Genomic DNA, 11711 nt, shown 5'->3' with positions numbered 1-11711 from the left:
ATGATAAAGAAGTTACTGAAATTTATTGATATCACAACAATTAAATTTTTAATGGTAGGAGTGATCAACACTCTGGTGGGAACCGGCCTGATGTTTATCCTGTATAATGTCTTTTCCGTAAACTACTGGATTTCTTCTGCGTCTAATTATATTGTGGGAAGTATTGTCAGTTATTTTCTGAACAAGTATTTTACTTTCCAGAACAAAGAAAAATCCTGGAGACAGATCCTGTCTTTTGTGGTAAATATTACCATCTGCTATCTGATAGCCTATGGAGCAGCGAAACCTGCAGTATCCTGGATATTCAGCGGATTTAACGAGAAGATACAGGGAAATCTGTCCATGCTGGCCGGAATGTGCCTTTTCGTAGTCCTGAATTATTTAGGGCAGAGGCTGTTTGTCTTTAGAAAGAAAAGTGAATAGTATATGAGAAATCCAGAAAGACATTTTGTTTTTCTGGATTCTGTATATTAGAAATAAAGTATTTTGATTATGAATTTAGAATTGCTAAAGAGAAGAAAAATACAGACTGAGAGGTAGAATAGTGAAAGAAAAGCCCATATTATATATGATCATTCCCTGTTATAACGAAGAATCTGTACTTCCTATCACAGCGCCCATGTTTCTCCAAAAGTTGGAACAGCTTGAAAAAGATGGGAAAATCCATGAGGACAGCCGTATATTATTTGTGAATGACGGCAGTAAAGACAGGACATGGGAGATTATCAAAGAATTATCAGAAAAGGATATCCGGTATCAGGGGATTGCCCAGAGCAGGAACAGAGGACATCAGAATGCGGTGCTGGCAGGACTGATGGAGGCAAAAGACCAGGCAGATATAACGATTTCCATTGATTGCGACGGACAGGATGATATAAATGCCATGGATAAAATGGTAGACGCTTATCTGGACGGAGCAGAGGTGGTTTACGGTGTGCGAAGTAAAAGAGATACCGATACTTTCTTTAAGAGATTTACAGCAGAGAGTTTCTATCATTTGATGAATTGGATGGGGGCGGAAGTTGTCTTTAATCATGCAGACTATCGGCTGGTATCTTCAAAGGTACTGGAGGCTTTCTCTGACTTTAAGGAAGTCAATATTTTCTTGAGAGGAATGTTTCCTTTGGTTGGATTTAAAAGCACCAGTGTCTACTATGAACGCCGAGAGAGGATAGCGGGGGAAAGCCATTATCCGCTAAAGAAGATGCTGGCTTTGGCCTTTGATGGAATTACCAGCCTCAGCATTAAACCTATCCGGCTGATCACAGGGCTGGGGGCTGTAATTTCCGGACTGGGATTTTTGGCGATCATCTGGGCTATTGTTATGCAGGTCCTGGGACATACGGTAGCGGGCTGGGCAAGCCTGGTGTGCATTGTGGCATTTCTGGGCGGTATACAGCTTTTGTCTCTAGGTGTCATCGGCGAATATATTGGCAAGATATATTTAGAAACAAAAGCCAGACCCAGATATATTATCAGCGAAAGAACTTCTGATGAAAAAAGGAATCGAAAAGAGTCATGAAAAAGAGAGAGAAAATTGGAAATATTTTGGAGAATTGCGGAAGCTGGATTTTTGGAGCTCTGTTTTTGATCATTTTGCTTCTTGTACTTTTAGCAGCAGGGAATATAGACTATGCATATAAAGCAGAATTTGCTCTTCCAAATTTTATATATCTTTTGCTGGGACTGCTGATATGGACTGGCGTAAGATTTCTGGAAGGATACTGTCCCAGGAGCATAAAAAAGTATTGGACAGAAAATTCAGAAAAGCTTATCCGGATAGGAACTGTCCTGTTTTTTGTTTTTCTGGTTTATATTGTATATAATTATTATTTTATTACAGGATGGGATGCCGGATTGCTGACCGACACTGCTTATCAGATTTCAGCAGGCCAGTCTTTTGACAGCAGTACCTATGAAAGCTACTACTTTTCTATCTATCCTAATAATATACTGTTGATTTTTATTTTTTCTAAGATCATGGAACTGGGAAGTTTGTTTGGGATTTTAGACGCCTGGACAGGCATTATGGGAATACTGACAGTGCAGTGCCTTATTTCTGCTCTCACTGGTTTACTGGTATATAAAACAGCTTTGCTTTGGAGCAGCTCTTTAAGAATGGCCTGGAATACCTGGGGAATGTATGTGTTGATCGTAGGTGTATCTCCATGGGTGTCCATTCCGTATTCGGATTCTATGGGTCTTATCTTTCCGGTCTTATTTCTGTATCTTTATTTTTTGACACAAAATGGACGTATGATCTGGCTGAAATGTCTGTGTATGGCAGCAGTAGCTGTGCTGGGCTATAAAATAAAGCCTCAGCTGGCGATCATAGCTATCGCAGCAGTGATCATCCTTTGTCTGAACCTTTTGAAAGGGAAAGTTAAAAGGCCAGGATGGAAGCCTGTAGCAGGTACTCTGGCGGGGGCCTTCATTATGTTTCTGGGATGCCAGCTTGCAGTATCTTCGATACCTATAGAGCTGGATAAAGAGGAGGCTTTCGGACCGGCTCACTTTGTAATGATGGGGTTAAATCCTGAAACAAATGGAGGATTCTTAGAAGGAGATGTAGAGTATACTTACAGTCAGCCTGCAGATGAGCGGACTCAGGCAGATATAGAAATGATCCGGCAAAGATTGGAGGATTATGGTCCCGTAGGCCTTTTGGGACATCTGGAAAAGAAGCTTCTGTCTAATTATGGAGACGGAACTTGGGCCTGGGGTGCAGAAGGCGGTTTTTATACGGAGATTCTGGAAAATAAAAATCAGGGCATGTCTCCTTTTTTAAAGTCTGTGTATTATTACGATGGAGAGCGGTATACCTATTTCTGCAGCTATTCTCAGATGGTCTGGATGCTGTTGCTGGCAGGCTGTTTTCTTGCCTTTGTATTTCGAAAAAAAGACTGGGGCAGGAAGGGATTTATCATTATGCTGGCCCTTGTAGGGCTGACCCTTTTTGAACTGATATTTGAGGCGAGGGCCCGGTACCTTTACTGCTATGTGCCTTTATACCTTCTTCTTGGAAGCTGGGGGCTGGAGCAGGTTTATCAGTTTATGAGAATTAAGATCAAAGGGAGAATAGAACATGGGAAAGAGGAGAAGTAAATGGATATTGCCGCTGCTGGTATTTGGAGCTGTAGTAGGGATTTTTATTCTAATACAGGCTTTCAGCGGCCTTTATCCCTTTGGTGAAAAATCCAACCTGCTTTGGGACCAGGATGTCCAGTATGTAGATTTCTTTGCTTTTTACAAAGATGTACTGACAGGAAAGGCAGATATCGGATATTCTTTTTCAAAATCAGCAGGAGGGTCTCTGGTGGCACTGCTTGGCTATTATCTGGGCTGCCCCCTGAATCTTCTGGTGATATTTTTTGAAAAAGAACATCTGCCCCTGTTCATTTTTCTGCTGACCGCTGTAAAGCTGGGATTATGCGGAGTTACTGCAAACCTGTATTTTTCCAGAAGATTTCCCGGGCTTTCCCTGGGAATGAGGGGAATGCTTTCTGTGGCTTACGGGCTTATGCAGTACAATATGCGCCAGTCATCAAATATTATGTGGCTGGACGGTGTGATACTTTTGCCTCTTTTACTGCTGGCTGTTTATGAATTCATTGAATATGGGAAAAAGGCCGGGCTTTTCCTGGCAGTATTGTTTTCCATAGCTATTAATTGGTATACCGGCTATATGACGGGGCTTTTTGCCGTGATTTATTTTCTTTACGAAAGGATTTTGAAGTGTGAAAATTTCCGGGGAAAGGAAATAAAGAAATTTTTCATCGACGGACTCCTGTGCGGAGGAACTATGGTGGCAGGACTTCTGGGAAGCTGCTTTATTTTCTGGCCGGTGGTAAAAGGACTTCAAAATGGAAAAGAGGTCTTTGACCCTTCTATTTTTCAGTATGCTGCCCATGGCTCTTTTCTTGATGTGTTTCAGGGATTTGCTGTAGGAGGACTGGTTCCCACAGTCTCTTTGTACTGTGGACTGATCTTTCTGGGCTTTTTCTTCTACTATTTTCTGTCTGGGAGAAGAACCTTTAAAGAAAAAATTGTATCAGCATTGGTGGTACTGCTGATGTTTGCCAGCTGCTGGCTGGTACCCCTTGACTGTATCTGGAGCGGTTTCCGGCAGGTACAGAGCTTTGCTTTCCGTTATGGTTTTGTAGTAACGTTCCTGGTGCTGCATCTGGCAGCCAGAGGAGCGGAAGACTATGAAAGGGAGCAGAAAAACTGGAAAATGATCAGTATATTTCTGCTTTGCATGGCAGGGACAGGATATTTTTCTTTTAAAAATGGCTATGATGGGAAGGTATTTGGAGCCACGATAGGGTTCTTAGTTCTCTATTTGCTGCTTTTTATTCTTGTGAAAAAGTTCTCATTTACGAAGAACCTGATACCTCTATTCCTGGCAGTAGAGCTTTTAGTAAATGGTGTACTTACTTTTACTGTGAATTACGGAGAAAACGGATCCGTATCTGATTATCAGAACTATGTTCTTAACGAGGAAAAGCTGGTAGAACAGGTGAAGGACAGGGAAGAAGACTTGTTTTACCGTATGGATACTCTGGAGAAAAGAAATGATAACGGAACAAGATTGTCTGCCTATTTAAACGAGGCAATGGTATATGGATACCGCAGTCTTTCCCATTATTCTTCTGCTTATGATACAGATGTGAACAGAATGCTGTATGATCTGGGGTATTCTTCGGAGCTGGTCTTAGGAGGAATGGACGAAGCTATCCTGCCTTCCGACTCTTTATTTGGGGTAAAATATTTACTGTCAGAAAAAGATGTGCCTGGCTATATAAAGTTGGAAGATATGGATGAGTATAATGGAAAGGCGGTATATTATAATCCTTTTGCGCTGGGGATTGGTATGGAAACAGAGGATACTGTTTTCGAGAATGCAGAATCTTTGGATCCTTTTGCATTCCAGAACCAGTTTTTCTCAAATATCCTGGGCAGAGACGTAGAGATTTTTAAAAGAGCAGATGATTCTATGACGATTGAAAATAATTCTCTGAATTTTGTGATCCAGGGCCAGGAAGGAAGGAATATGCTGTATGGCTATGTTGATTCCTGGATACCGAATCTGCAGCTGTATATTGACGGAGAATATCGCTGCGACTATGCAGCCTGGCTAGGATATAAGGTGTTTTATATAGGAAATGAAAATGAGCCCCATAGGATTTCTCTGACCAATTATACAGGTACAGACCAGGAAGTATTCCCATATTTTTATTATCTAGATCAGGAGGTTTTTGAAGAGGTCATAGAGGAGCTGCAGAAGAAAGAGCTCCAGTTGGAAGACTTCGAAGACGGCTATGTAAGCGGCAGCTATATATCTGATGAAGAGGGCTGGATGCTGCTGACCATACCCTATGACGGAGGCTGGGATGCCTATGTCAATGGAGAAAGGGTAGAAGTCCTTGGAGGCGCAAATGCCTTGACTGTGATTCCTATAGAGGAAGGAGAAAACCAGATAGAGTTGGAGTACCATGTTCCAGGCGTAAAAGAAGGATGGGTATTGACTGTGGCAGGGATATGTCTGTTTCTGGTATTGTGCAGAATTTCTACTAAGAAGAGAAGTTGAATTCTTTTGAGAATGGGATTATAACTTGCAATTCATACAGTTATCACGTACAATGACTGTGTGAGACTATGTATACAGACTAACTTTCAACATGTATAAGGGGGAATATAAATGAAATTCAAAAAAGTTATGCTGATCACTGCAGCTTTTGTTCTTGCAGGTTCCATGGCAGCCTGCAGCCATAAGGACGATACACAACAGAGCCAGAATGAGACTGCTCAGACCGAAAAATCCTCACAGGGAGAGACGGAAGATGATCAGGGGGCAGTACAGGGTTCTGCAGTAGAGCCTCAGGAAGAGATTCCTGCTAATCAGAACCTTCTTACAGGAGTACCGGACCTGACAGACGGGGCCATAGGAAAACGGCCGGTAGCTGTTATGGTCAATAATGTTTCTTACGCAATGCCTCAGTATGGCGTAGGACAGGCAGATATTATTTTTGAAATTCCTGTTGAGGGAGATGCTACCAGATTTATGGCTCTTTACGGCGATTATACCCAGGTGCCTCAAATTTGCCCCATCCGCAGCTGCCGTTATTATTTCCCGGCTCTTTCCCAGGGATTTGATGCATTCTATGTAAACTGGGGAATTGATGATACTATGGCGGACTATCTGGAAGCTTTGAATATGGACCAGATTGAAGGGATTACCAATACCGGCGGACTTTTCGGCAGGGACCAGGACAGGCTGAATCAGGGATATTCTCTGGAACATACAGGATATTTTGACGGAACAAAGCTGGTTTCTTATATTGAGTCTCAGGGCCTGAGGACAGACCTGAATGAGGACAAGAAGGGGCCTGCTTTCCAGTTCAACGGCCTGGAGGAACAGCTCAAGCCAGAGGGCAGTGACTGTACCAGCGTACAGATTAACTTCGGCGCGCAGTCTTCACAGTTTACTTATGATGCAGAGAATAAGGTTTATTTGAAGCAGATCAATGGCGATGCCCAGGTAGATGGAAAAACCGGAGAACAGCTGGCCTTTACTAATGTATTTGTATTGGAAACAGATATTTCTGTGAGAGACAGTGTGGGACATAAAGAGATTGACTGGGATGGAGGAACAGATTCTGTAGGATATTATGTATCCAATGGAGGCGTTCAGAAAATTACTTGGTCTAAGGACTACAATAATGAAAGTTCCTACCTGAGATTTTACGATGAGTCCGGTCAGGAGATTTCCATTAACAGAGGAAAAAGCTATATTGCGTTAAATTACAAAAATCAGGCTGTTTTTCAGTAAGTGAGAGAACAGGGGCTGACGCATCAAGTGCGCCAGCCCCTGTTTAAAAAAATGCTCATATGGAAATATCTTTCTTGCTCGATAAAGATGTTCAAGTATTGCTGCTTTTTCTTAAGCTGGATTTTAGGCTTTTCATGGTTTCCAGAATAATCTGTTTCTCCTGAGGGGTACAGTCATCCAGGAGTTCTTTAATTTCCTGGTCCAGAATAACAGAGGAAGCAGTATTATATCCACATACCAGTTCATCTACGGATACATGGAGCGCATTAGCAATATCAAGAAGACATTGTACGCTGAGCTTGGTCTTTCCTGTTTCAATATGACTGATATGCTGGACAGAATAGTCTGTTTCTTCCCCTAACATCTGCTGCGTCATTTTCTGTTTTTCACGATATTCTTTGATTCTTGAGCCAATCCTTGAGTAGTCCATACTATACGCTCCTGAAAAATTTTATATATTATATGCATAAATTCTGTGAATAATAAATGGAGTAAACAGATAAATTATGCAAGGAGTTTAAAAAACTATAAATATTATGAATTTTTTATATATCCATTTAAGAGAGAAATAGATTCTTCTGTAATCTTGTTTATGGAAGTGGTATAATGGACTCATCAATTGCGACAAAGGAGAATGACAGGATATGGTGCAAAAAAAACAGGAAATTACCTATAGGGAACTTAGAAAAGAGGACTATAGACAGATGGAAAGAATCCTGGGAGATACCTGGGGATTCAGCCGTAGATGTAAAGATCAGAAAGTGGTAAGGCTGTTGGAAAAATCTTATTGGGCAAGTCTGCTTACTCAGGAAAATTTTGCCAGAGTGGCCCTCATAAATGGAAAGCCTGTGGGAGTGGTTCTGGCAAGAAAAGAAGGAAAAGGACGAAAAAATTTTACTATGAATTTTCGTGGACTTTTCTATGGGATACGCCTTGGACTCAGCCAGGAAGGACGGAGCAATCTGAAGCTTTTCAGGGAACTGAACCGCCAGAACCGGCAAATGTTTAAAGAACAGGGAGAAAAGTTTGATGGTGAGCTGATCTATTTAAATATTCTCAGGAGCAAAAAAGGAAAAGGTATGGGAACTCAACTTTGGGAAGATGCGAAAGCATTTATCAAAGAAAATGGAGGCAAGAATTTCTTTTTCTTTACAGATACAACCTGTGACTATAAATTTTATGAGAAAAAAGGATGTCAGAGGATCTGTGCCTCTGAGAAGATTGTGGATATAAACGGCCAGAGAAAGCATCTGGAAATGTTTATTTATAAATATGAATTATAATTGCCGATAAGGCAGGAGGATGAATCTTATGGAGAAGTGGTCAAGGTTTAATTATCAGCCATGTCTGCCCCTTGGAAAAGAGGGTGCAAGAGTGACAGGATGCAGGGAGCATATTGAATTGTCGAGAAAGGCAGCAGGAGAGGGAATGGTGCTGCTGAAAAATGAAGGATCTCTGCTTCCCTTCTGTAAAGGACAGAAACTGGCAGTTTTTGGAAAGGCTGCAGTGGACTATGTAAAGGGCGGCGGAGGAAGCGGAGACGTGACCGTGGCTTATACCAGAAATCTTATGGAAGGTCTGAGGATTAAGGAGCAGGAAGGAAAAGTGGAGGTTTTCTGGCCTGCTGCAGGGTATTATGAAAAGGAAATTCAGGCTCAGTATGCAAAGGGCTACTGTCCGGGAATGACTCTGGAGCCGGAAGTTCCGGAAGAGCTGCTGGGACAGGCCAGAGCTTTTACAGATACGGCTGTAGTGACAATCTGCCGGTATTCTGGAGAAGGCTGGGACAGAAAGAGTATTGCAGATAAAGCTTTTGCAGGAGGAGATCAGTCTCTTGCAAGACTTTCTGCCAGCATTTTTGAGAACGGTGATTTTTGTCTGACCGAAGCAGAAAAGCAGATGGTGGAGAAAGTGAAAAAGACCTTCCCTTATGTAGCAGTAGTACTGAATGTAGGCGGTATGATCGACACTTCCTGGTTTAAGGAAGATAAAAGTCTTTCCGCTGTGCTTATGGCATGGCAGGGGGGCATCGAGGGAGGATTGGCAGCTGCGGACATCCTTTGCGGAGACGTAAATCCTTCTGGAAAACTGACGGACACCTTTGCGCAAACCCTGGAAGACTATCCATCTTCTGAGGGATTCCATGAGTCTCTGGACTATGTGAATTATGAGGAAGATGTCTATGTGGGATACCGGTATTTTGAATCTTTCTCACAGGCGAAAGCAAAAGTCATTTATCCTTTTGGATATGGCCTTTCCTATACGGAGTTTGAAATCTGTACAAAGAACATTTCCGTAGAGAATGACCAGGTACGTGTTAAAGCAGAGGTTACAAATTTAGGGCTTCGCCCAGGAAAAGAAGTGGTCCAGGTATATTATAGCGCACCTCAGGGAAAACTTGGCAAACCGGCTCTGGAGCTGGGAGCTTTTCAGAAAACCCGTCTGCTGGCAGCAGGAGAGACCCAGACTATGATCCTGACATTTTCAGTATCGGATATGGCTTCTTTTGATGACCTGGGAAAAGTCAGCAAGTCAGCCTATGTTCTAGAAGGGGGAAGTTATAGCTTTTATGTGGGAAATTCTGCAGAGAATCTGGAAAAGTGGAGAGAAGACTGGGTACTGAACGGAGACCGTATTGTCAGCCAGCTGACCAGTAAATCTGCTCCATATAAACTGCCAAAACGTCTTACCGGGGACGGATCTTATGAGATGCTTCCGGAAAGAGAACAGATTCAGGAACCTCTGGGACTTCCAAAGCAGGATATGGACCGCTTAGAAGGAATGGAACCTGCAGACAGGGGCTATGGACAGATGCTGCGGGAAGAAATAGAAAAATCCGGAAAACATATGCTTTCAGAAGTAGCAGAGGGAAAGATTACTCTGGATACATTTATGGAACAGTTGTCTGATGAAGATCTGGCTCATCTTCTGGGCGGTCAGCCAAATACCGGTGTAGCGAATACCTACGGTATGGGAAATCTGAGAGAGTATGGTATTCCCAATGTGATGACGGCAGACGGTCCTGCAGGACTGCGGATCAGGCCTCAGTGCCGCGTGTATACCACAGCCTGGCCCTGTGCCACGATGCTGGCCTGCACCTGGAATACAGAGCTGGTAGAACAAGTCGGAGCAGCAGGAGCAAGTGAGGTAAAGGAAAACAACATCGGAATCTGGCTGACACCGGCTATGAATATTCACAGAAGCCCTCTCTGCGGAAGAAACTTTGAATATTATTCAGAAGATCCTCTGGTAGCAGGAAAAATGGGAGCAGCTATGGTACGTGGCATCCAGTCTCAGCATGTGGCTGCATCTGTAAAACATTTTGCCTGCAATAATAAGGAATCAAACCGTAAAGACAGTGATTCCAGAGTCTCAGAAAGAGCTTTAAGAGAGATTTATCTGAAAGGTTTTGAAATCGTGGTAAAAGAGTCTGATCCCTGGACCATTATGTCTTCTTACAATCTGGTCAATGGACACAGGGCTTCTGAAAGCTGGGATCTGCTTACCGGAATCCTGAGAGAAGAATGGGGATTTAAGGGAATTGTTACCACAGACTGGTGGACCAGAGGAGAACATTATAAAGAAGCAAAAGCGGGAAATGATATCAAAATGGGCTGCGGTTATCCTGACAGACTGCTTATGGCCATGGAAAGAGAACTGATCACAAGGGAGGAAATAGCCATCTGCGCCAGAAGAATCCTGGAGATGATTTTGAAACTGGCACACTGACAGAAGCGGAATCAGTCTTTTCAAGCCGGCAGAGAAATGATAAAATAAAAATACATATATTTGTATGAATATGAATAGGGGAGGAGAGACTCATGAATAACTATGTAATTACATGCTGCTCTACTGCAGATATGCCAGCCTCTTATTTTGAGGAAAAAAAGGTTCCTTATGCCTGCTTTCATTTCCTTCTTGACGGAAAGGAATATCCGGATGATCTGGGGAAATCAATTTCTTTTCCAGACTTTTATCGGATGATCGCAGATGGAGCTCAGCCCACTACGGCTCAGGTCAATACGGAGCAATATATAAACCTGTTTGAGCCAATCCTGAAAGAGGGGAAGGATATAATGCACCTGACGCTGTCCAGCGGTATTTCCGGCACGATTAATTCTGCTAATATGGCGAAGGTCCAGATGGAGGAAAAATATCCGGACAGAAAAGTCGTGATAATTGATTCCTTAGCTGCTTCTTCCGGTTTTGGACTTCTTCTGGATAAGGCCCTGGAAAATCAGGAGAAGGGTATGAGCCTGGAAGAAAATGTTCAGTGGATTGAGGAGAATAAAAACAAGCTTCATCATTGGTTTTTCTCTACAGACCTTACCAGCTTTATCCGGGGAGGAAGGATTTCCAAAGTTTCCGGTTTTCTGGGACAGGCTCTGAATATCTGTCCTCTGATGAATGTAAATAACGAAGGGAAGTTGATCCCCAGAAATAAATACAGGGGAAAGAAACAGGTCATTCGTGAGATGGTTAAGAGAATGGAAGAACATGCCCAGGGTGGTCTGGAGTATAGTGGCAAGTGCTATATCTCCAATTCTGCATGTATGGAGGACGCCAGAAAAGTGGCAGATATGGTAGAAGAGAAATTCCCAAATCTTAACGGAAAAGTGTTGATCAATAGTATTGGAACTGTAATCGGAACTCATACAGGACCGGGAACTGTAGCGCTGTTTTTCTGGGGAGATGAGAGAACAGAATAATCTATTTGGCTAATTGTACGTTTTATAATTTTCTATAAGCGATTACAGCAAATGTAAAAGGCATCATTCAAAATTTTTTATTCTGAATGATGCCTTTTAACGTATTTCGTTATCCATTGGCGGATACCTCTTTTCGTATTTTTCGATTTCAAATGTTCTTTAAATTTCTG

At 42.5% G+C, this 11711-nt stretch carries 9 protein-coding genes; 8 read left to right on the top strand and 1 reads right to left on the bottom strand.

Annotation, left to right across the window (positions count from 1 at the left end; translation table 11 throughout):
• From B5G00_RS03835 to B5G00_RS03815, 5 genes are all read left to right on the top strand, one after another.
• Positions 1-423, top strand: a complete 423-nt coding sequence (locus B5G00_RS03835) for a GtrA family protein (RefSeq protein WP_087268763.1) — start codon at positions 1-3, stop codon at positions 421-423.
• A gap of 145 nt (positions 424-568) precedes the next feature.
• Positions 569-1522 (top strand): glycosyltransferase family 2 protein, encoded by a 954-nt coding sequence (locus B5G00_RS03830; protein WP_087269145.1) that lies wholly within the window; start codon positions 569-571, stop codon positions 1520-1522.
• Positions 1519-3105, top strand: coding sequence for a hypothetical protein (locus B5G00_RS03825; protein ID WP_087268760.1), 1587 nt, complete (start codon positions 1519-1521; stop codon positions 3103-3105). Before B5G00_RS03830 ends, B5G00_RS03825 begins: the two co-directional genes overlap by 4 nt.
• The gene (locus B5G00_RS03820) at positions 3086-5590 is read left to right on the top strand and encodes a YfhO family protein (RefSeq protein WP_087268757.1); all 2505 of its coding nucleotides are present in this window, start codon (positions 3086-3088) and stop codon (positions 5588-5590) included. Before B5G00_RS03825 ends, B5G00_RS03820 begins: the two co-directional genes overlap by 20 nt.
• Before the next feature lie 111 nt (positions 5591-5701).
• Positions 5702-6832, top strand: a complete 1131-nt coding sequence (locus B5G00_RS03815) for a DUF3048 domain-containing protein (protein WP_087268754.1) — start codon at positions 5702-5704, stop codon at positions 6830-6832.
• A 91-nt stretch (positions 6833-6923) separates the two neighbouring features.
• On the opposite strand, the gene B5G00_RS03810 is transcribed toward B5G00_RS03815, so the two are convergent.
• Entirely contained in the window at positions 6924-7262 is a 339-nt protein-coding gene (locus B5G00_RS03810) for a helix-turn-helix domain-containing protein (RefSeq protein WP_087268751.1), read from the bottom strand.
• Between the two features lie 214 nt (positions 7263-7476).
• Between B5G00_RS03810 and B5G00_RS03805 the strand changes: the two genes are divergently transcribed.
• From B5G00_RS03805 to B5G00_RS03795, 3 genes are all read left to right on the top strand, one after another.
• Positions 7477-8115, top strand: a complete 639-nt coding sequence (locus B5G00_RS03805; RefSeq protein WP_087268747.1) for a GNAT family N-acetyltransferase — start codon at positions 7477-7479, stop codon at positions 8113-8115.
• Positions 8116-8143: 28 nt separating this feature from the next.
• Complete coding sequence (locus B5G00_RS03800) at positions 8144-10561, top strand: glycoside hydrolase family 3 protein (RefSeq protein ID WP_087268744.1); 2418 nt, start codon at positions 8144-8146, stop codon at positions 10559-10561.
• 92 nt (positions 10562-10653) lie between these two features.
• Positions 10654-11541, top strand: a complete 888-nt coding sequence (locus B5G00_RS03795; RefSeq protein ID WP_164496683.1) for a DegV family protein — start codon at positions 10654-10656, stop codon at positions 11539-11541.
• The last annotated feature ends 170 nt before the right edge of the window (positions 11542-11711 follow it).

Source organism: Blautia sp. An46, assembly GCF_002161645.1.
In the GTDB taxonomy this organism is placed as follows: domain Bacteria; phylum Bacillota; class Clostridia; order Lachnospirales; family Lachnospiraceae; genus Blautia; species Blautia ornithocaccae.
This window is presented reverse-complemented; position numbering and strand designations above follow the sequence as displayed.